21 protein-coding genes are annotated in these 19,425 nt (G+C 59.8%); 7 read left to right on the forward strand and 14 right to left on the reverse strand.

Annotated elements, in window-relative coordinates; translation table 11 throughout:
- Nucleotides 1-6 precede the first annotated feature (6 nt).
- The 4 genes from C5P05_RS22150 to C5P05_RS22165 all read right to left on the reverse strand — a co-directional run bounded on the left by C5P05_RS22150 (nucleotide 7) and on the right by C5P05_RS22165 (nucleotide 4,433).
- Entirely contained in the window at nucleotides 7-951 is a 945-nt protein-coding gene (locus tag C5P05_RS22150; RefSeq protein ID WP_198674822.1) for an ABC transporter substrate-binding protein, read from the reverse strand.
- A gap of 128 nt (nucleotides 952-1,079) precedes the next feature.
- Complete coding sequence (locus C5P05_RS22155; protein ID WP_114972020.1) at nucleotides 1,080-2,081, reverse strand: ABC transporter permease; 1,002 nt, start codon at nucleotides 2,079-2,081, stop codon at nucleotides 1,080-1,082.
- Between the two features lie 48 nt (nucleotides 2,082-2,129).
- Nucleotides 2,130-3,644, reverse strand: coding sequence for a sugar ABC transporter ATP-binding protein (locus C5P05_RS22160; protein ID WP_114972021.1), 1,515 nt, complete (start codon nucleotides 3,642-3,644; stop codon nucleotides 2,130-2,132).
- A gap of 27 nt (nucleotides 3,645-3,671) precedes the next feature.
- Nucleotides 3,672-4,433, reverse strand: coding sequence for an SDR family oxidoreductase (locus C5P05_RS22165; RefSeq protein ID WP_114972022.1), 762 nt, complete (start codon nucleotides 4,431-4,433; stop codon nucleotides 3,672-3,674).
- A gap of 159 nt (nucleotides 4,434-4,592) precedes the next feature.
- Here C5P05_RS22165 and C5P05_RS22170 point away from each other — a divergent pair, with 159 nt between their 5' ends.
- Entirely contained in the window at nucleotides 4,593-5,432 is an 840-nt protein-coding gene (locus C5P05_RS22170; protein WP_114972023.1) for an IclR family transcriptional regulator, read from the forward strand.
- On the opposite strand, the gene C5P05_RS22175 is transcribed toward C5P05_RS22170, so the two are convergent.
- The 10 genes from C5P05_RS22175 to C5P05_RS22220 form a co-directional block, all read right to left on the reverse strand.
- A complete protein-coding gene (locus tag C5P05_RS22175) occupies nucleotides 5,433-5,840 on the reverse strand; it encodes a hypothetical protein (RefSeq protein WP_114972024.1) in 408 nt (135 codons plus the stop codon).
- 299 nt (nucleotides 5,841-6,139) lie between these two features.
- Nucleotides 6,140-6,709, reverse strand: a complete 570-nt coding sequence (locus C5P05_RS22180; RefSeq protein WP_114972091.1) for a carboxymuconolactone decarboxylase family protein — start codon at nucleotides 6,707-6,709, stop codon at nucleotides 6,140-6,142.
- Between the two features lie 2 nt (nucleotides 6,710-6,711).
- The gene (locus C5P05_RS22185; protein WP_114972025.1) at nucleotides 6,712-8,055 is read right to left on the reverse strand and encodes an aspartate aminotransferase family protein; all 1,344 of its coding nucleotides are present in this window, start codon (nucleotides 8,053-8,055) and stop codon (nucleotides 6,712-6,714) included.
- 66 nt (nucleotides 8,056-8,121) lie between these two features.
- Nucleotides 8,122-8,850 carry an amino acid ABC transporter ATP-binding protein gene (locus tag C5P05_RS22190; protein ID WP_114972026.1) on the reverse strand — a complete coding sequence of 243 codons (729 nt, stop codon included), beginning with the start codon at nucleotides 8,848-8,850 and terminating at the stop codon, nucleotides 8,122-8,124.
- An 18-nt stretch (nucleotides 8,851-8,868) separates the two neighbouring features.
- Nucleotides 8,869-9,564 (reverse strand): amino acid ABC transporter permease, encoded by a 696-nt coding sequence (locus C5P05_RS22195; RefSeq protein WP_114972092.1) that lies wholly within the window; start codon nucleotides 9,562-9,564, stop codon nucleotides 8,869-8,871.
- A 1-nt stretch (nucleotide 9,565) separates the two neighbouring features.
- Nucleotides 9,566-10,303 (reverse strand): amino acid ABC transporter permease, encoded by a 738-nt coding sequence (locus tag C5P05_RS22200; RefSeq protein ID WP_114972027.1) that lies wholly within the window; start codon nucleotides 10,301-10,303, stop codon nucleotides 9,566-9,568.
- A gap of 122 nt (nucleotides 10,304-10,425) precedes the next feature.
- Nucleotides 10,426-11,325, reverse strand: a complete 900-nt coding sequence (locus C5P05_RS22205) for a transporter substrate-binding domain-containing protein (protein ID WP_114972093.1) — start codon at nucleotides 11,323-11,325, stop codon at nucleotides 10,426-10,428.
- A 328-nt stretch (nucleotides 11,326-11,653) separates the two neighbouring features.
- A complete protein-coding gene (locus C5P05_RS22210) occupies nucleotides 11,654-12,526 on the reverse strand; it encodes a MurR/RpiR family transcriptional regulator (protein ID WP_114972028.1) in 873 nt (290 codons plus the stop codon).
- A gap of 317 nt (nucleotides 12,527-12,843) precedes the next feature.
- Nucleotides 12,844-13,470 carry a DUF6064 family protein gene (locus C5P05_RS22215; protein ID WP_114972029.1) on the reverse strand — a complete coding sequence of 209 codons (627 nt, stop codon included), beginning with the start codon at nucleotides 13,468-13,470 and terminating at the stop codon, nucleotides 12,844-12,846.
- A gap of 2 nt (nucleotides 13,471-13,472) precedes the next feature.
- Nucleotides 13,473-14,387 (reverse strand): aldo/keto reductase, encoded by a 915-nt coding sequence (locus C5P05_RS22220; protein ID WP_114972030.1) that lies wholly within the window; start codon nucleotides 14,385-14,387, stop codon nucleotides 13,473-13,475.
- 76 nt (nucleotides 14,388-14,463) lie between these two features.
- On the opposite strand from C5P05_RS22220, the gene C5P05_RS22225 reads away from it, so the two are divergent.
- The 6 genes from C5P05_RS22225 (at nucleotide 14,464) to C5P05_RS22250 (ending at nucleotide 19,421) form a co-directional block, all read left to right on the forward strand.
- The gene (locus C5P05_RS22225; RefSeq protein ID WP_157979428.1) at nucleotides 14,464-15,048 is read left to right on the forward strand and encodes a histidine phosphatase family protein; all 585 of its coding nucleotides are present in this window, start codon (nucleotides 14,464-14,466) and stop codon (nucleotides 15,046-15,048) included.
- 164 nt (nucleotides 15,049-15,212) lie between these two features.
- Entirely contained in the window at nucleotides 15,213-16,163 is a 951-nt protein-coding gene (locus C5P05_RS22230) for an ABC transporter substrate-binding protein (RefSeq protein WP_114972032.1), read from the forward strand.
- Nucleotides 16,164-16,240: 77 nt separating this feature from the next.
- Nucleotides 16,241-17,011 carry an ABC transporter ATP-binding protein gene (locus C5P05_RS22235; protein ID WP_114972033.1) on the forward strand — a complete coding sequence of 257 codons (771 nt, stop codon included), beginning with the start codon at nucleotides 16,241-16,243 and terminating at the stop codon, nucleotides 17,009-17,011.
- Between the two features lie 13 nt (nucleotides 17,012-17,024).
- Nucleotides 17,025-17,819: an ABC transporter permease gene (locus C5P05_RS22240; protein WP_198674824.1), complete on the forward strand. Its 795-nt coding sequence runs from the start codon at nucleotides 17,025-17,027 to the stop codon at nucleotides 17,817-17,819.
- Complete coding sequence (locus C5P05_RS22245) at nucleotides 17,816-18,580, forward strand: ABC transporter permease (protein ID WP_114972034.1); 765 nt, start codon at nucleotides 17,816-17,818, stop codon at nucleotides 18,578-18,580. The genes C5P05_RS22240 and C5P05_RS22245 overlap by 4 nt, the downstream gene beginning before the upstream one ends.
- A gap of 34 nt (nucleotides 18,581-18,614) precedes the next feature.
- On the forward strand, nucleotides 18,615-19,421 hold the full coding sequence (locus C5P05_RS22250) for a cyclase family protein (RefSeq protein WP_114972035.1): 807 nt from the start codon (nucleotides 18,615-18,617) through the stop codon (nucleotides 19,419-19,421).
- The last annotated feature ends 4 nt before the right edge of the window (nucleotides 19,422-19,425 follow it).

Here is a 19,425-nt window from a genome sequence, read left to right on the forward strand (position 1 = left end):
TCACGATCAGTCGTACAACACGGCGGCGATTTTGGGGTCGCTCATGTTGGACTTGTCGTAGTAGTAAAAACCGGTGTCGATGATTTTTGGCAGCTTCTCGCCCTTCAACGCTTTCACCGCGGCCTCGACTGTCTTGTAGCCAATACCGACCGGGTTCTGGGTGATGGCGCCCGCAATGGTGCCGTCCTTGATCATGTCTTTCTGGGCCTTGCCGGAGTCAAAACCAATGATGGTCACGCCGGTCTTTTTGGCTTCCTTCAAGCCCTTGCCGGCGCCGATGGCGGAGCCCTCGTTGGTCCCGAAGATGCCCTTGAGCTGCGGGTGCGCCTGCATCAAGGTCTTGGCGATTTCTGCGGACTTGAGGTGGTCCCCGCCGCCGTATTGCACATCGACTACCTTGATATTGGGGTACTTGGCCTTGATTTGATTCACAAAGCCATCGCGCCGGCCGGTGCCTGTGCCGCTGGTCTGGTCGTGACCGATCACGGCCACCTCACCCGCGCCGCCAATTTTTTCAGCCATCTTGTCTGCGGCCAGGGCAGCCGCTGATTTGTTGTCGGTCTGGGTGGTGGTGAGCGGAATGTCGCTGTCCACGCCCGAGTCGAACGCAATGATGGGAATACCGGCAGCCTGGGCTTTCTTCATCAAAGGAATGGTTGCCTTGCTGTCCAGGGCAGCCAAGCCAATGGCTTTCGGCTTCTTGGCCATTGCCGCCGACAGCATGTCGATTTGCTTGTCCACTTGCTGTTCCGTCTCCGGGCCTTCGAATGTCACTTTGACTTTGTAGTCTTTGGCCGCCTGGTCAGCGCCCTGTTTCACGGCCTGCCAGAACTGGTGCTGGAAGCCTTTGGAAATCAGCGGAATATAGATTTCCTGGGCAGCGGCAAAGCTGCTGAAACCAGCGAATGCGAGGCCAGCGGTCAGTGCCAGCATTTTTCTCTTCATGTTCATGAAATGTCTCCTGTGGAAGTTGTACTTGGTGTGAAATGAAATCGTCGGATAACGGGGGCGGGATAGGTTTTGAACAGCGTCAGCGCGTCTCCTTGGCGAGGGTTGGTAGGACTTGATCAGGCTCTGCATCACTTTTTGTTGCGCCGCAGGTTGTCGGTGTAGACCGCCAGGATGATGATCACGCCGGTGAGCACCATTTGCCACTCTTGCGCCACCGACATGATGCGCAGCCCGTTGATCAGCACGCTCATGATGAAGGCGCCGATGATGGTGCCCAGGATGGTGCCGACCCCGCCGCTGAGCGAGGTGCCGCCGATGACCACGGCGGCAATGGCGTCGAGTTCATAGCCTTGGCCCAGCGCAGGCTGCGCCGAATTCAAGCGCGAGGCAATCAACAGGCCGGCGATGCCGCAGATGCCGCCGCTGAAGGTGTAGATGATGATTTTCCAGCGGTCGACGTTGACGCCCGACAGGCGAACGGCTTCCTCGTTGCTGCCCAACGCGAAGGTATAGCGGCCCAGCGCGGTCTTGTTCAACACCACCGCACAGACGATGGCCACCAGAAACATGATCAGCACGCCATTGGGGATCGGCAGCAAGGGAAAGACGTCGCCGATCCAGGAACCGAGCGCGATCTGGTCAAAGCCGTCCACGTCGTTGAAGTAGATCGGGCGGGCGCCGGTGATGATCAGGGACAGGCCCTTGAGCAACATCATCATGCCCAGCGTGGCAATGAACGGCGGCACCTTCAGCTTGGTAATGGCCAGGCCGGAAGTACAGCCTGACAGCGCCCCCACCGCAATGGCAGCCAGCACCCCCAAGGGCAAAGGCAAACCGAGATTAACCATGAACATACCGGCCATCACAGCGCAGAAGGTCATCAGGACGCCGACCGACAAATCAATGCCGGAGGTGATGATGATGAAGGTGCTGGCGATGGCCAGCACGCCGATGACGGTGGTGGACTGCAGAATGCCGATGATGTTGTCCGCCGTCATGAACGCATCCGGCTTGAGCGCGGTGAAGATGCCCATCAGCGCGATGAGGCTGGCGAACGCCAACAGTTTTTGCTTGGCCTGGGCACCGGACAGACGGACCAGCCAGGCGCGAAGAAGAGTAGGTTGCGGCATCGTGAAGTCCAGAAATAAAAGTAGGTAGAGCGTCAGTGAGGGGAGGCGTCAGTGCATGGGCGCCGCATCGAGCTCGCGCCGTGTGGCCAGCGCCATCAGGTTTTCTTGCGTGGCTTGGTCACCGGGTATCTCACCGGTCACCCGGCCCTCGCACATGACCAGAACACGGTGACTCAATTGCAGGACTTCCGGCAGCTCCGATGAAATCACAATGATGGCCTTGCCCTGTGCGGCCAGGTCGTTGAGCAGTTTGTAGATTTCGCTCTTGGCGCCGACATCGATGCCGCGGGTCGGCTCGTCGAAAATCAAGACCTCGCAGTCGCGCACCAGCCATTTGGCAATCACCACTTTTTGCTGGTTGCCACCCGACAGCAGACGCGCGGTCTGGGTCAGCGAGGGCGTTTTGATGCGCAGCTTGTCCACCATGGTCCGGGCTATCTGGTTGATACCCGCACGGTTCAGGAACATGCCCCAGCGCAAATAGCTGCTCAGACTTGGCAGTGTGATGTTGGACTCGACGTCCATGCCCGTGGCCAAGCCAAAGTGCTTGCGGTCCTCGGACAGGTAGCCAATGCCGGCCTGCACGGCATCGCGAGGGCTGCGCAACAGCAACTTGCGTCCGCGCACGCGCACCTCGCCGGCGTCAATCGGATCGGCGCCGAAGACGGCGCGCGCCACCTCGGTACGACCCGCGCCCATCAGGCCGGCAAAGCCGAGGATCTCGCCGCGCCGCAGCGTGAAGCTGACATCGCGAATGGCCCGGCCGCGCTGCAGGTGGTTGACCTCCAGCACCAGCTCGTTGGCTGAGGTGTCGGGAATCCGCTTCTCGTGGTGTTCCAGCTCACGACCGACCATCATGGCAATCACGGTGGACATCGGCGTGCTGGCCGGCACGGTGTCGACATAGCAGCCATCGCGCATGACGGTGATCCGGTCGGCGATGCGCTGGATTTCATCCATCTTGTGCGAGATGTACACGATGCCGACGCCCTCCGCCTTGAGCTGGCGAATGATGCGAAACAGCTCCTCGATTTCGGCATTGTTCAAGGCGGCCGTCGGCTCGTCCATGATGAGAACGCGCGAACGAAAGGACAGCGCTTTGGCAATTTCCACCATCTGCTGGCGTGCCACCGTCAACTCGCTGATCAGCGTCGTCGGCGCCAGCGCCAGATGCATGCGGTCAAACAGCGCTTGGGTGTCGCGGTTGATTTGCGCTTCGTCCAGAAACACGCCCAGACGTCCGCGCGGCTCGCGTCCCAGGAAAATATTCTGAGCCGCCGTCAGATGGTTCATCAAGTGCAGCTCCTGGTGCACGATGCCGATGGCCAACGCCTGCGCATGGGCCGGGCTTTCCAATGTCACCGGCTGGCCGTCCAGCAGCACCTCGCCCGAGTCCTTGCTGTACACCCCGGCCAGGATCTTCATGAGCGTGGACTTGCCGGCGCCGTTTTCGCCCATCAAGGCATGCACTTCGCCGGCGTTCAGCTCAAACTGCACCTCGTGCAGCGCACGCACACCGGGAAACGATTTGCTCAGATTTTTGATAGCAACGATGGGGGTCACGAGCAGGTCTTTACAAGGAGGATGCGGTTAAATCGTCACGCCGCCATCGACCAGCAAGGACTGGCCCGTGACGAAGCGGGACTCATCGCTGGCCAGATAGACCACCATCGGCGTGATGTCGTCAACCGTGGCCAGGCGCCCTATCGGTTGCCGTGCGATGAAGTCGCGTTCCGCCTGCGCGGGATCGGCTGCCGATGCAATGCGCCCGCGCAGGGACGGTGTATCGACCGTGCCGGGGCACAAGGCATTGCAGCGCACGCCTTCCTTGACGAAGTCGGCGGCGATGGACTTGGTCATGCCAATCACCGCAGCCTTGCTGGCGCCATAGGCGCAGCGGTTGGGGAAACCCTTAATGGAGGACGCCATGGAGGCCATGTTGATGATGGACACGCTGGCCCGGTCATCACGCGCATGCGTCAGCATGGCCGGCAGAAAGGCGCGAATCATGTTGAACATGCTTTTGACGTTGAGATCGAAGCTCTTGTCCCAGTCCGCTTCGGTGCAGTCCAGCACAGTGCCATTGGCCACCATGCCGGCGCAATTGAACAGGACATCCAGCGGCGGTGTTTGTGCCGCGAGGGCATTCACAGCCCCGCTGTCGCGCACATCCAGCAGCACCACCTGAATGCCGGGGCAGGCCTTGGCCAGGCTTTTCAAATGCGCCTCGCTGACATCGGTGGCAATCACCGTGGCGCCTTCCGCCGCGCAGGCGATGGCACTGGCGCGCCCGATCCCTTGGGCGGCTGCCGTAATCAACACTGTTTTCCCCTGCAAACGCCCCTTGACCATGGTTCAAATCCTCTTTATAAATTCACTAATGAAAAAACAATTCATATTTGAGCTAAATTGTAGGTATGTTTTATTTAGCAAAAGATAGGCATTTACCCTAGTTCCCGATCTGCCGACCTGCAGGCAGGCGCAGGCAATTCATCCCATAAACTTCCCACCATGCAAACCTCACCACCCAAGACACGCGGGCGAAAACCACTGGCAGACGCTGCCAGCGGCCCGCCACAAACTGCCGACGACCGTTACCGGGCGCCGGCGCTGGACAAAGGACTGGACATTCTGGAATTACTGGCCCAGCAGCCGCAGGGGCTGACGCGCGCGGAAATCGTGAAGGAAATGGACCGCAACGCCAATGAGATTTACCGCATGCTGGAGCGCCTGGTGGCGCGCCAATATGTCATGCGCTCCATCTCCGGTGATCGCTATGCCCTGAGCCTCAAGCTGTTTGCGCTGGCGCACATGCATCCACCGCTGAACCGGCTGATCAACCAGGCTTTGCCCATCATGGATGAGTTCGCACGCAAGTCCGAGCAGTCTTGCCACATGGGGGTGTACGACCGGGGCAATGTGCTGATCAGCGCCCAGATCAACAGTCCGCGAGGCTGGGGCCTGGCTTTGCAGCGCGGTGCGAGCGTTACCTTGGTGGGGACCGCCTCCGGACAGGTGCTGCTGGCGTTTTCTGACGAGGCCGCACGTCAAAGAATGCTGGCGGAACATGCGCCGCTGGAAGGCGAGATCCCGCTGGCCGGGAAAAATCTGGCCACCACCCTGCAGGACATTCGATCATGTGGCTACCTGGAACGCGACAGTTTGCAGTCCTTTGGCGTGGTGGATATTTCCTTTCCCATCCTGGGTCCCGACAACACCGCCCTGGCCGCCCTCACCTGCCCGTTCATGCGGCGCATTGACCGGCATGCGGGACCGGATCAAAAAGAGGTTCTGACCCTGCTGGGAAACGCTGCCCGAGCGCTGTCCCTGACCCAGGGCATGACGCAATAACTAATTCTCGAACAGGCCCCCGACGTTCAATATCTCGTAGGAAATTTCAGGCCGCTGCGCCAGACTGCGCTTGATGGCGGCCGGGATGGCCTGGCGCGTCTTTCGGCACAGGCCGGGCTGCTCATGCACCAGGATCGTGATGCCGCGCAGGCTGCGGACGACGTTGGGGCTGGTGCTGATGCTCAGCCGAATGCCGACCTGCTGTTCCATCCGCTCTTCCATACCGCGCAGATCGCTGAGGCTGCTCAAGTTTTCCAACCGATGCAAAAGGCGCTTCTCATCCTCGCGGGTCAGGCGTAACACCCGCAGGTCGCCAGCCGGCTTCTCCAGCAGCGCGTCGCGCCCGCAATTGCAGGCGCCGGGCGGGCACTCGGTGCGTATGGGGAAAGGAGGAAGCGTCGTAGTCATGGGCCTTGCCATCGTTTACCTCGGGCCGGGATGGCAGTGGGAGCGATCATAGTCAGGCTTGGATACCCATCCGCTGACCTTTATCGAAATGGATCTGGCCTCAAGCGGCGCTCTTCAAAGCAGCCAATCAACGACTGAAAACCAGGGTAACTGACCTGCCTCGTCGACGGCTCTTGAGTGCCCTAAACGGAAATACACATGGCGCAATTGGTAACCACAAAGCTGTCATTTACCTCAAGTTCCCTTCGATTGCGAGCTCCCTTCACTCCCTTCATATTGCCGGTGACGCAGGTACGTTGCTAAATAACGTTCGCTGGTATCGGTGTCAAAGGAGGGGTATTGGACTCTGGAACTGCGGTTCTGGCCGCATTCATCACCATTGACAGGAACGCGTAGTAGCCGTTGATTCCAATCAAATCCATCACCCCTTGCTCTCCAAAATGTTGCTTGGCCCTAAGCCAAGTCGCATCGCAGACGCTTTTGTTTTGATGCAATTCCGTGGAAAACTTGTAGAGGGCGGTTTCATCTTCAGGCAGATTTTCAGGGATTCGTCCGTCCGAGATGGCGGCCACGGTTGCGGAAGAAATCCCTTCTCTCTCAGCAATGGGGACATGAATGGCCCATTCAACTTGCTGCGACCAATGCCTGGCCGTGATCAAAATTGCCAGCTCTGATAGTCGCAAGCCCAACGCACTCCTGTATCGCAGGTATTCCCCCATGCGCCCGGCATGCGCCATCAATTCAGGACTGCGCAGCAGCGGAACAAAAGGAGAAATCAATCCACCGCGCGGCCCGTCGACGATTTCTTGGGCATACGTCTGTTGGTCGGCACTCCATTGCTCTTGCGCAATGGGGGGCATTCTGTCCACGCTCATGCCTTTACACCCTTGACGGCTTGCAATGCTTGATCAATCGAAACTGCCAGCAGGTCCACAATTTTGTCCACGTCGGATTCGCTGACGACAAAGGGCGGTGCCAGCAAAACATGGTCGCCCACACGCCCATCAATCGTTCCCCCCATGGGATACACCAATAGTCCATTGGCCATGGCCAGCTTCTTGATCAGGGCGTGCAGTTTCAGACTGGGGTCGAACGATTCTTTGGTACTTCTGTCTTGCACCAGTTCGATGCCCATGAACAGCCCACGCCCCCGAATGTCACCGATGTTTGGGTGGTCCTTCAAGCGTTCGCTCAGTGACTGCCGCAAGTACGCCCCACGATCTTGAACCGCAGCAAGTAGATGGTCGCGCTCAATGACTTGTTGCACGGCCAACGCCGCAGCCGCAGCCGTTGGGTGTCCGATGTAGGTGTGGCCATGTTGAAAAAGGCCACTTCCATTTTTCAGAGGATCCATCACCCGACTTGAAGTCAATACCGCGCCAATGGGCTGATAACCACCGCCCAAGCCCTTGGCAATCGTGACCAGGTCAGGGACAACACCCTCCTGCTCGAATGCGTGCAGGGTTCCTGTGCGGCCCATCCCGCACATCACTTCGTCGGCAATGTACAAAATCCCATAGCGGTTGCACAAGGCACGCACCCCCTGAAAATAGCCAGGTGTCGGCGTAAGCGCTCCGGCGGTTGCACCGACCACTGTTTCTGCAACAAAAGCGATGACTTTCCCGGGGCCAATTTCCTGGAACTTTGCGTCCAGTTCTGCCAGCAGCCTTTGGGTGTATTGATCCTGGCTTTCCCCGGTCTGGCGGTCACGGTACTCGTAGCATGCGGACACTCGCCCCACATCCATCAAGATGGGCGCGAACTGCTTTCGGCGCCATTCGTTGCCACCCACCGCCAGCGCGCCCAAGGTGTTGCCGTGGTAGCTTTGCTGCCTGGCGACAAACTGTGTTCTCTGCGGTTGTCCGATTTCGACAAAGTGCTGACGCGCCAACTTGAGGGCCGCCTCTACGGCCTCAGAGCCACCGGAGACGAAATAGGCCTGATTCAACTCGGCTGGGGCCGTTCGGATCAGTTGGTCAGCAAGCGCCTCAGTGACTTCGGTGGTGAAAAAGCTGGTGTGGGCATAAGCCAATTTGTCAATCTGGGCATGCATGGCTGCCAGCACATCCGGGTGCGCATGGCCCAGGCAGGACACAGCCGCGCCGCCGCTGGCATCGATGTAGTGTTTGCCGCTTTGATCGGTGATGTGAATGCCCTTGGCACCTACTGCGGTTAAGGGAACGGAAAGAAGTGAGCGATGGACGATGTGACTCATGGTGAAAATATTGGTGACTGTGAATTGAAATTTCTAAATGTTGGAAAACGGGTATCCGCTTTTCAATCAGTGGCTGAGAATCTTGGAGAGAAACTGGCGTGCACGTTCAGATTTGGGCGCTGCGAAGAACGTTTCTTTTGCATCGTCCTCAACGATTTCTCCTCGGTCCATGAAGATGACCCGATTGGCGACCTTGCGGGCAAATCCCATTTCATGGGTCACGACCATCATGGTCATCCCTTCTTTGGCAAGCTGCACCATCACATCAAGGACTTCGCCGACCATCTCGGGGTCCAGTGCTGAAGTGGGCTCATCAAACAGCATCACGATGGGATCCATTGCGAGTGCCCGCGCAATGGCGACACGCTGTTGCTGGCCGCCTGACAACTGTCCTGGGAACTTGTGCGCATGTTCTTTGAGCCCCACACGCTCAAGGAGTTGCTGAGCTTTGAGCACTGCCTCATCCTTGCTGCGACCCAGAACCTTCACTGGTGCAACTGTGAGGTTTTCCACAATCGACATGTGGGGGAAGAGCTCGAAATGTTGAAAAACCATGCCCACCCGTGAACGTAGCTTTGGTAAGTCGGTTTTAGCACGTCCAACCGAGATGCCATCGACCTCAATGGTTCCCGATTGAAATGGCTCCAGGCCGTTCACGCACTTGATGAGGGTTGATTTGCCCGACCCGGAAGGCCCACAAACAACCACAACCTCCCCCTTTGTGATGCTGGTGCTGCAGTTGTTCAATACCTGGAAGGCACCGTAGTGCTTCGAGACGCTATCGATCTTGATCATTTGATCCTCAATTTCTCTTTAAGCGTGAACCAAATGGCGGTTCAAGCGCTTTTGATATTTCTTGACAAGGGTAGACATGCCGTAACACATGGCAAAGTAGGCGATTGCTACGAAGCTGTACATCTCCACCAGACGACCATCTCGTTGCGCGATTTTTGATGCAGCCCCCAAGAAGTCCGTGGCGGATATCACATACAGAAGGGACGTGTCCTGAAACAGGATCACGGTCTGGGTTAGCAGCACTGGCAACATGGCCCGAAATGCCTGAGGCAGAATCACAATCCGCATGGATTGGAAATAGGTGAGCCCCAATGCGGAAGCTGCTGAAACTTGACCACGTGGCACGGACTGAATTCCAGCACGCACCACTTCACAGAAGTAGGCGGCCTCAAAAAGGGTGAATGTAATCAAGGCCGTGCGCGTGGTTCCTATTTCAACTGGCCGTTCCGATCCAATCAGCCACCCCAGCATTGAAGGCACCAAGAAGAAGAACCAGAAGATCACCAAGATCAATGGCACAGAGCGCATCAAATTCACATAGCTTGCACAGGCCAATGACAAGGGTTTGACAGGCGAGAGCCGTCCCAATGCCAGTAAAGTGCCGAGGACGATTCCTCCAACGGTGGCCACCAGCGTCACTTCCAGCGTGAATCCCAACCCTTGAAGCAGGTAGGGCCAGACTCGGGTTATTACAGAGAAGTCAAAATTACCCACGTCAATGTCCCCCTTGTCCAAACAAGTCTGGAATGCGACTGCGACGTTCAATGGCCGCCATGAAGCGATTCACGATCATTGCAGTGATCAGGTACAGCACTGTCGCTGCGCCGAAGGCTTCATAGGTCTTGAACGTGAACTCATTCATTTGGCGCGCCTGGGCGGTTAGCTCCAGCAATCCAATCGTGAGTGCCACAGACGAATTTTTGAAAATTGTCATGAATTCGCTGGTAAGTGGCGGAATGATCAGCCGGGCTGCCTGTGGAAGCATCACGTTCGCGTAGGCCTGTGGCAACGTCATTCCCAGGGCAAGGGCTGCGTTCTTCTGCCCCTTTGGCAGAGTGTTGATGCCGGCTTTGACCTGCTCTGCGATCCGGGCAGAGGTGAACAATCCCAGGCAAAGAACTGAAGTGACAAAGGGTCCCCAGGGTGGAAGAATTCCCTTGATCCAATCGCCCATCGCCTTTGGCAGCAACTCAGGCAACACGAAATACCATAGAAACAACTGCACCAGAAGCGGGATATTGCGGAAGATTTCGACATACGCATCACCGAGTCTCACCACCCACTTTGGGGGTAGGGTTCGCAGCACACCTACAAAAAAACCTAGTGCCAGCGCCAACACCCAGGCGCAAAGTGCCAATGCCACCGTCCAACCAAGGCCCGAGATGAACCAATCAAGGTAATTGACACCTGGGTCGGGCGTTTGCTCAAAAAAAACGTTCCACTGAAGTGCCATGATTTGGAGTCCTTTGTGACTGTCTGCCACGCATCGGTTAGTCCTGTTGAAACAGATACATCCAGTCCGCAGACCAAATGCGATTTGGACTACAGGTGCCAACCGTTACGTGGTGCTCGGAATCAATGGGCGGCGTGATCCGACGGAGTCTTGATGAGAGTTTTAAGCCCTTCTGGCATCGGGTAGCCGATATTCACGCCGTTGGGTGCGATGGGCCCCTGGAACCATTTTGCGTAGATGTTTTTGATTTCGCCAGATGCCATCAGCTTGGTCAAAGTAGAGTCAATAATCTTCTTGAATTGAGGATCGTCTTTTCTCATCATCAGTGCGTAGGGGTCTCCACCGAAAGAGTCCTGCAGCAGGACGAGAGCCAGAGGGTCACGAGCGTTTGCACGCAAACCCGCCACCAAAACATCGTCCTCCATGAAAGCCATGGCACGTCCTGATTCCACAGTCAGCAGGGATTCAGCGTGGTCCTTTCCAGACATGAGAACCAAGCCGAGCTTGCGCTCGTCGTTTATCGTACGGATCAAGGTGGCAGTGTCGGTGCCCTGTGTCACAACAACGGCTTTACCCTTGAGATCGTCAATCGTCTTGAGTCCGGAGCCAGTCTTGGCGATGAACTTTTTGGCGACCCAGAACGTTGATACGGAAAAACCAACTTCTTCCTGGCGCTTGATGTAATTAGCGGTCGACCCACATTCCAGATCAACCGCGCCGTTCTTGACCAGTGGAATTCGGTTTGAGGAATTCACCGGTTGCAGCTTCACTTGCAGGTTTGGAATTTTGAGCTCCGCCTTGACTGCATCTACGACTTTGTTGCACAGGTCCATGGAGTAACCAACAGGTTGCTGTTTGTCGTCGTAGTAGGCAAACGGTACTGAAGACTCGCGGTGTCCTAGAGTGATAGTGCCGGTTTCCTTGATTTTTTTCATCGTACCAGTCAGTTCTTGAGCTGATGCCTGGGTGGCGGATACCGTGATGAATGTGCCAACCAAAAATGCCAGCTTTGCAAAGCGCATTGAATTGAAAGAGGAACGCATTGGAGTCTCCAAAAATTGCGGGGTAAAAACACCATGTGACCTGACCATCAGACCCCATGAAAAGGAAATCAACTGCCGCCCACATGGAAACGTATGTTTCACCTTTTGCAAACTAGCAACAAATGATTCCTTCAAGCCGATATTGCAACGTTTGTGCCAAATTTAAACAATAGGGGTTTTTACTTAAGAAATGCGGATATCAAAGGACTTTCCTAGGGCATCCGATGATTCGCATCAATATTTCCGCAACAAATGTTTCAACTGGTGCGCTCGCGCACCAATTCCGGGCGCCTTGCCACCATTCAATTCACCGGATTGGGGTGCGTCGCGTCGGTGCCTGAAGGTAGGCACCTGATTCAAAGAGACTTTGCTCAGTCTGATCAATTTTCTTCACAATGCCTTCGCCAGCATCCGCGACAAGCAATTCCAGCAATGCCTCTGTCACAGCCACCGCTGCGGCAACAGAAGGGAAAAACGAAGGGCTTGTTGCGGAGAAAAGAACCGGCACATCGGATGCCAATGCCAACGGTGAAGCATTGCTGTCAGTCAGGGCAATGATTTTGGCACCAGCAGTTCTTGCTGCTTCGACAACGGCAAGTGATTCGCGGGAATACGGTGCGAAGCTGATGGCGACGACGACATCTTGCTTGGAAATAGACCGCATTTGCATCTCAAGTCCGCCGCCCTGCCCATCAATGAGATGCACTGAATCCCGAAACAAACGGTAGCCATAGACCAGCGCATACGCCACCGGAAAGCTCGCTCGAAATCCGGCGACATGCACGGACCTGGATTTTTTTAACGCTTTGGCTGCGTCTTTCAGTGCCGATGCGCAAAGTGCCTCGGTCAGTACCAGGTTGGCTTGCTGCGCCGAAAAAAGCTCCCCCACCAGATCAGCTGTTTTTCCTCTGGTAGTCAGGTTCTTTGCACGCTCTCCATACCCTTCCCTGCGCAATCCCAGATCTTCCGCAAAAGCTGACTTCAGCTCAGGCCAACCGCTGAATCCAAGTTGTTGCGCCAATCGCACCAAGGTTGAGGGTTGCGCCTTCGCATGCTCAGCCAAAGTTCGCATGGAAGAAATCACCACATCGTTGGGGTGATCCACGATAAACCGCGCCGCGGCCCGGAGCGTGGGACTCAATGCTGGAAATTGATCAAGAATTTTCTCTTTGGCGCGCATAGCTACCTCGCTGAAACATACGCATCATTTTTGCATCAAATGTTCCGTGCGCATAAAAGTAGTATTAAAGCAATGTGCTGGCATCCGAGCTTGGAGCTGGAAAATGAGGGCTCAAGACGGGTTCGACGCATCTCGTTGACGTGAATTTGGCATGCTCCATACCGGCCGCTCACGACCGACCGAAGATGGTCGAGACCCGACCATTGCCCAGAAATACCTGACTTCCAAGAATCAATCTTTCCTCATCATTCAGCGATACAGATTTGGCCAGCACGCCGACCAACAGGCATCCGTCTCAACTGCACCTCGCGGTTCAATCAGCCACCCGCCATCACCCATAAAGTCGCCGCGCCCACCAGCAGCGACAACGTGGGAATGACGGCCAACACACAGCACCGACTGCGCGACAGCGGCTGTGCGCTGGCCAGCAGCAGGCCCAGGCTGGCCAGCGCCGTCGGCTCCGGCGTCAACCCGAACAGCTCGATCTGCGTCCACGGCCGGCCGGCGAACAGCCCGGCCAGCGGATACAGCAGCACGCCGCTGAGGGCCAACAGCCAGCCGAGGTTCCGCACGCGAACACCCATTCCAACAACACCAGCAGTCGGCCCGTGCCCGTCGCGCGGCAAGGCGCCCAAGCCCAGCAGCAACACAGCCTGAATCGCGAAGGCCACGGCGAAGTACTGCGCCGCCCAGTTGATACTGGCATAGCGCTGCCAGTGAAAAGCCCAGCCGACCCAGAGCCAGATGGCAGCGAGCAGGGCCGCCAGCACGCGACCGGCACCGGCGCGCCGGCTTGCGGCCAGCCCCAGCGCGACCAGGCCGGCGGCGAGCGCGACCAGCTGCGCCGGCCAGACCTCGCGGTGGTAGAGCTCGATCAGGCGCCAGTAGGTCGCGGGCGAAAACATCAGCAAGTCGGACAGCCGGTAGCTCCACCAGTCGGACATGCTCACAGCCTCTCGACGTGGGCGACCATGCGCTGGCGAAAGGCTTCGTCGGGCAGCCGGCCGCGGGCGGCGCCCATGTTCTCGCGCACATGGGCGATATCGCGGGTGGCCGGAATCGCGCAGCTCACGGCCGGGTGCGAGACGATGAACTTCAACGCGAACTGGGCCCAGTTGACGCAGTCGATCTCGCTGGCCCAGGCCGGCAGCGGGTGACGCTGCAGCTGGCGCAGCAGCGCGCCCTGGCGAAACGGCCGGTTCACCAGCACGGCGATGCCGCGCTCGCGCGCCAACGGCAGTAGCCGCTCCTCGGCCTCGCGGTCGAGCAGGTTGTAGCTGAACTGCACGAAGTCGATGCGCTGACTGCGCATAAGATGTTCGAACTCGCGGTGGCGGCGGCCCTCCGAGGTGGTGATGCCGACATAGCGCAGCTGGCCGGCCGCTTTCATGGCCTGCAGCAGCGGCAGCTGTTCCTGCCAGGCGACCAGGTTGTGGACCTGCAGCAGGTCGAAGCGCGGCAGCCGCCAGAGCTGGCGCGAGGCCTCGATTTGCGCCGCCCCGCTCGACGAGGTCCAGACCTTGTCGGCGGCAAAAACGCGCCGCTGCGCCGACAGCGTTTGCAGGCCGTCGCCAATCACACCTTGCGAGGAACCGTACATGGGCGAGGAATCAATGAGGCGGCCGCCGGCCTCGAAGAAGTGGCGCATGACCTCGGCGCAATGCACGCGCGCCGGGCGGTCGTTGCCGACGTTGAAGGTGATCCAGCTGCCCAGCCCGACCAGCGGTATCTGCTCGCCGGACGAGTCGATGGTTCTGGTCAGCAGCTGCGGCAACGCCATGTTTTGGGCCTGCACTTGCACAGACGCGCCCGCCGCGCCCAGCGTGGGAATCAGCTGCAGCAACAGATCGCGGCGTCTCATTTTTTCAGCCTAGCACAGGGGCAAAGCGCGCGCAGTAGCATCAACACCCAACCCGAAAGACGTCATGGAGAACCGCATGATGAAGCTGAGCCGAACCACCCGTCTTCTCACGCTGCTGGCCGTGCTGGCCTGGAGCCCATTCGCCTTGGCCGACGAGGCGGCCTTGTGGTCGCTACTGCAGGGCGGCGGCCAGGTGGTGCTGATCCGCCACGCCTTGACCACTGCGGGCGTGGGCGACCCGCCGGGCATGACGCTGGCCGATTGCAACACGCAGCGCAATCTGAACGAGGAAGGCCGGGCGCAGGCGCGCCAGCTCGGCGTGGCTTGGCACGCACGCGGCGTGGCGGTGGGACGGCTGCTGTCCAGCCCCTGGTGCCGCTGCGTTGAGACCGCGCGGCTGGCCTTCGGCCAAACGCCCGAGCTCGCATCGGCGCTGGGCAATCTGTTCGATCACCCGGAGCGCGTGGCCCGACAGCTGACCGAGCTCACACCGCTGGTCAGCCAGACGCCGGCGCGCGGTAACACGGTGTTGATGTCGCACGGCTCCACCATCCAGGCGCTGACCGGCATCTCACCGGCCACGGCGGAGATGGTGGTGCTCACGCCTCAGGGCAGCGGCGGCTTCACGGTCGCCGGACGACTGAGCGCGCGCTCGCCCTGACGGCCACCAGCGCACAGCGCCGACACGTCAATGTCAAACCCTGAGAATCAGGGTTTATACGAATGTTTAATTTATTGTACGTTAGTACAATTCAAACTTGAAGCAGGTTTATACCGAGCGCTTGCCCACTCGGCTCCTGCCACCTCTAACTCTTTGGAGACCCCATGAAACGCCGTCAACTGATCCGAACCGCCGTCGGCCTCGCCTTCACCGCCGCCCTCGCCGCCCTGCCCGCGCAGGCCCAAAGCACGACAAAAATCGCCTACGGCTACACGGCGGTCAGCGATTTCGCCTCGGTGTTTGTCGCCGCCGAAGAAGGCTATTTCAAGAAGCGCGGCCTGGACGTGGAATTGAAATTCATGCCGCTGAACTCCGCCATTCCGGCCGCCGTCCAGTCCGATTCGCTGCAGATGGGCGGCCCGACCCCGACCGTGTTCCTGCAGTCGATCGATGGCGGCCTGGACCATGTGGTGCTGGCCGGCGGCGGTGTGCTGTCCAAGACCTACACCGATCTGGCGGCGGTGGCGCGCGCCGGCTCCGGCATTCGCACGGCGCAAGATTTTGTCGGCAAAAAAGTCGGCGTGCCGGGCCTGGGGGCGCTGCTGCATGTGACCTTTCGCCAGTGGCTCAAGAGCAATGGCGTGGACTATCGCAAGGTCAGCTTCATCGAGGCGCCCTTCCCGCAGCACGCCGACCTGATCCGCGGCGGCTCGATTGACGCGGTGATCACGGCCGGGCCCTTCATGGCGCGCATCGTCGACGGCGGCACCGGCTATGTGGCCTCGTTCTACACCACCTTTCTGCCCGAGGGCCTGCCCACCATTGTTCATGCCGCCCGGCGCGACTGGGCGCGGGCCAACCCGGCGGCGGTCAAAGCCTTTACCCAGGCGGTGCAGGAAGGCGCGACCTTCATGCTGAACCCCAAGAACGATGGCCGGGTGCGCGAAGCGCTGGCCAAGTACCTGCGCCTGCCGGCGCCCGCCGTGGCAAAGATGCAGATTTCCCCGCCCGGCCCGGTGGTCGGTGAGCGTGCGCTCGGCAGCTGGATCCAGATGATGAATGGGCAGGAGATGCTGAAGACCGCGCCCGTCGCCACGATGCTGATCTTCAAATAGACGCTATTATTTTTATAGCTGTCTGCGCTTATTCTATAAGCGCTAGAGGCCTATTTCATACTAAACCAACGAATCCCATGACCCCTGACCTGCTCGAATTCGACCAGCTAGCCATTCACCTGGGCGGGCGCGAAATCCTCTCGCCCACCAGTTTCTCGGTGGCGCGCGGCGAGTTCGTCTGCATCATCGGCCCCTCCGGCTGCGGCAAGACCACTTTGCTGCGCGCCGCCGCCGGCTTTGTCACGCCCAGCGCCGGCGCGGCGCGGCGCCACGGCGTGCCGATTAGCGGGCCCTCGCGCGAGGTGGCTTTTGTGTTCCAGGACTATGGCCGGGCGCTGCTGCCCTGGCGCACGGTGCAGGGCAATATCGCGCTGGCGCTGGAGGCGGCTCACATCCCGGCCGACCAGCAGCCGGCCCGCATCGCCAAAGTGCTGGCAACCGTGGGCCTGTCGGCACACGCCGCCAAGTTCCCGGCCCAGCTCTCGGGCGGCATGCAGCAGCGCGTGCAGATTGCGCGCTGCCTGGCGCAGGAGCCCGAGCTGCTGATGATGGACGAGCCCTTTGGCGCGCTCGACGCCATGACGCGCGAGAGCCTGCAGGACGAGTTGTCCAGCCTGGTGCGCACCACCGGCCTGACCGTGCTGTTCGTCACCCACGATCTGGAAGAGGCCATCTACCTGAGCGACCGGGTGATTGCCCTGCGCGCCAACCCCACCGCCAACAAGCCCAGCTTGGCGGCCATGGTGGAAGTCAGGATCGAACGGCCGCGCGACCAGTTGCTGACCAAAGAGCACCCCGAATTCCTGCGCTTGCGCCGCGAGCTGTATGGCTTTCTGGGCCACCACTGAAAGGCGGCCAGTGATGTTGCGCCTGCTCCGTCCCTTGCGTTATTTACGCCCCTTTGTCTTCCCGGCCCTGCTGCTGGCCGCGCTGGAGTGGTACGCCCGCACCTCCGGTCAGGGCAGCGATGCGGTGGCGCCGCCGAGCCTGGCCGCGCGCGCCCTGATGGGCGCGCTGTTGTCCACGGGCGAGTTTTCCATCCTGCAGGCCACCGCCTTCACCCTGGGCAGTGCCGGGCTTGGGCTGTTGCTCGGGCTGCTGAGCGGTGTCGGCTTGGGGGTGGTGCTGGGCCTGTCCCGGCGCGCCGCTGACATGAGCTTTTTGTCGGTCGAGGTGCTGCGCCCCATTCCCTCGGTGGCGCTGATCCCGCTGGCCATGCTGGTGTTCGGTTTTGGTTTTCGCATGGAAATCAGCATCGTCGCCTTCGCCACCTTCTGGCCGCTGCTGCTGCTGACGCAGGCCGCCGTGCAGCAGGTGGAGCCGCGCCTGCTGGAGGTGGCGACAGCGCTGAACCTGAGTCCGCTGGCGCGCACCACCAAGATTGTGCTGCCGGCCGTGCTGCCGCGCTTGTTCGTCGCCCTGCGCCTGGGCGTGGCGATTGCGCTGGTGGTGGCGGTCACGGTGGAGATTGCCGCCAACCCCAGCGGCATGGGCTATGCGCTGATGATCGCGCAGCAAAGCCTGGCCCCCGAGCTGATGCTGGCCTGGCTGTTCTGGATCGGCCTGGTCGGCTATGCCCTCAACAGCGCCGCGCTGGGACTGCAACGTTGGGTCGCGCAACGCATGGGCGCCGCGCCTGCGGGAGCCGCGCCATGACAACGACTTTCAGAATCCGCGCCTGGACCGAGTCGCTGGGCGTGCTGCTGACTCTGATCGGCCTGTGGTGGCTGGCCAGCCACCAGCAGTGGGTCAGCAAGGTGTTTTTGCCCACGCCCGAGGCCACCGTGGCCAGCCTGCTGGAGGGCTTGATCCAGGGCGACTTGCTGCAATTCACGCTGTCCACCGTCGTGCGCATGGGCCTGGGCTGGGGCCTGGCCTCGGTATTGGGCGTGGCGCTGGGGGCGCTGATCGGCAGCTCGGCCACGGCGCGCGCCTGGATCGGGCCGACGCTGGAGTTTGTGCGCCCGCTGCCGGCCTCGGCCCTGCTGCCGCTGGCGATTGCGATCTTCGGCCTGAGCGCCGGCATGGTGCTGTTCGTGGTGGCCTTTGGCGCCATGTGGCCAGTGCTGCTGGCCACCGTGCATGGTTTCGCCTCCATGCATGTGCGGCTCACGGAGGTGAGCCAGGCGCTGCAGCTGTCGCGCCTGGCTTTCGTGTTCAAGGTGGGCTTGCCCAATGCCATGCCGGACATTCTGGCGGGCATGCGCCTGTCGCTCACGGTGTCGCTGATCGTGGCGGTGGTGGGCGAAATGATCGCCTCGCAGTCCGGTCTTGGCCAAGCCATTTTGCTGGCCGCCCGCTCCTTCCGGGCCAGCGAACTGTTTGCCGGCGTGCTGCTGCTGGGCGCCATCGGTTTTGCCAGCAACGCGCTGCTGGCTCTGGCGGAAAAGAAATTGTTGAACTGGCAAATGCCTTGACTGTCACGTCAGGGGTCTTAAGGAAAAACCAACCATGACACGCAAATTTGTAGACCTGTCGATCTTTCTGGAAAACGATGTGATGTCCGATCCGCCGGGCCTGGGGCCCAAGATCGAGTACTTCACGCACGAAGACAGCTTCGAGCACATCGAGCCTTTCTTCCCCGGGCTGGCCAAGCAGGACTTGCCGGACGGCGAAGCCTGGGCGGTGGAGCTGGTGACCCTGTCCACCCACAATGGCACGCACCTGGATGCGCCCTACCACTTTCACAGCACCATGGACAAGGCGCTGGGCGACAAGAAGCCATCCCTGACCATCCACGAGGTACCGCTGGAATGGTGTTTCCAGCCCGGCGTGAAGCTCGATTTCACACAGTTGCCGGACGGCTATGTGGTGACGGCGGCGGACGTGGAGGCCGAGCTGCAGCGCATCCGGCACACGCTCTCGCCGCTGGAGATTGTGGTGGTCAACACCCGCGCCGGTTCGCGCTACGGCCAACCGGACTTTCTCGCAGCCGGCATCGGCATGGGCTATGAAGCCACCATGTACCTGCTGGAGCGCGGCGTGCGCCTGACCGGCACCGACGCCTGGAGCTGGGACGCGCCCTTTGTCCACACCGCCAAAAAATACCAGGAGACGCAGGACGCCTCGCTGATCTGGGAAGGCCACAAGGCCGGACGCGACATTGGCTACTGCCATCTGGAGAAACTGCACAACCTGGAATGCCTGCCGCCGACCGGATTCCACATCTCCTGCTTTCCGCACAAGATTCGCGGCGCCTCGGCCGGCTGGACCCGCGCCGTCGCCATCTTCGATGAACGCCTGACGGCCAGCGCGTGACATC

Source organism: Rhodoferax ferrireducens, from assembly GCF_003347515.1.
In the GTDB taxonomy this organism is placed as follows: domain Bacteria; phylum Pseudomonadota; class Gammaproteobacteria; order Burkholderiales; family Burkholderiaceae_C; genus Rhodoferax.

What these genes read in the sequence shown, in the direction of transcription:
- C5P05_RS22215 (WP_114972029.1), bottom strand. Translation starts at nt 13,470, where the DNA reads ATGTCCGACTGGTGGAGCTACCGGCTGTCCGACTTGCTGATGTTTTCG.
- C5P05_RS22240 (WP_198674824.1), top strand. Translation starts at nt 17,025, where the DNA reads ATGTTGCGCCTGCTCCGTCCCTTGCGTTATTTACGCCCCTTTGTCTTC.
- C5P05_RS22170 (WP_114972023.1), top strand. Translation starts at nt 4,593, where the DNA reads ATGCAAACCTCACCACCCAAGACACGCGGGCGAAAACCACTGGCAGAC.
- C5P05_RS22150 (WP_198674822.1), bottom strand. Translation starts at nt 951, where the DNA reads ATGAACATGAAGAGAAAAATGCTGGCACTGACCGCTGGCCTCGCATTC.
- C5P05_RS22250 (WP_114972035.1), top strand. Translation starts at nt 18,615, where the DNA reads ATGACACGCAAATTTGTAGACCTGTCGATCTTTCTGGAAAACGATGTG.
- C5P05_RS22225 (WP_157979428.1), top strand. Translation starts at nt 14,464, where the DNA reads ATGATGAAGCTGAGCCGAACCACCCGTCTTCTCACGCTGCTGGCCGTG.
- C5P05_RS22245 (WP_114972034.1), top strand. Translation starts at nt 17,816, where the DNA reads ATGACAACGACTTTCAGAATCCGCGCCTGGACCGAGTCGCTGGGCGTG.
- C5P05_RS22155 (WP_114972020.1), bottom strand. Translation starts at nt 2,081, where the DNA reads ATGCCGCAACCTACTCTTCTTCGCGCCTGGCTGGTCCGTCTGTCCGGT.
- C5P05_RS22235 (WP_114972033.1), top strand. Translation starts at nt 16,241, where the DNA reads ATGACCCCTGACCTGCTCGAATTCGACCAGCTAGCCATTCACCTGGGC.
- C5P05_RS22205 (WP_114972093.1), bottom strand. Translation starts at nt 11,325, where the DNA reads ATGCGCTTTGCAAAGCTGGCATTTTTGGTTGGCACATTCATCACGGTA.
- C5P05_RS22220 (WP_114972030.1), bottom strand. Translation starts at nt 14,387, where the DNA reads ATGAGACGCCGCGATCTGTTGCTGCAGCTGATTCCCACGCTGGGCGCG.
- C5P05_RS22230 (WP_114972032.1), top strand. Translation starts at nt 15,213, where the DNA reads ATGAAACGCCGTCAACTGATCCGAACCGCCGTCGGCCTCGCCTTCACC.
- C5P05_RS22185 (WP_114972025.1), bottom strand. Translation starts at nt 8,055, where the DNA reads ATGAGTCACATCGTCCATCGCTCACTTCTTTCCGTTCCCTTAACCGCA.
- C5P05_RS22200 (WP_114972027.1), bottom strand. Translation starts at nt 10,303, where the DNA reads ATGGCACTTCAGTGGAACGTTTTTTTTGAGCAAACGCCCGACCCAGGT.
- C5P05_RS22210 (WP_114972028.1), bottom strand. Translation starts at nt 12,526, where the DNA reads ATGCGCGCCAAAGAGAAAATTCTTGATCAATTTCCAGCATTGAGTCCC.
- C5P05_RS22165 (WP_114972022.1), bottom strand. Translation starts at nt 4,433, where the DNA reads ATGGTCAAGGGGCGTTTGCAGGGGAAAACAGTGTTGATTACGGCAGCC.
- C5P05_RS22175 (WP_114972024.1), bottom strand. Translation starts at nt 5,840, where the DNA reads ATGACTACGACGCTTCCTCCTTTCCCCATACGCACCGAGTGCCCGCCC.
- C5P05_RS22190 (WP_114972026.1), bottom strand. Translation starts at nt 8,850, where the DNA reads ATGATCAAGATCGATAGCGTCTCGAAGCACTACGGTGCCTTCCAGGTA.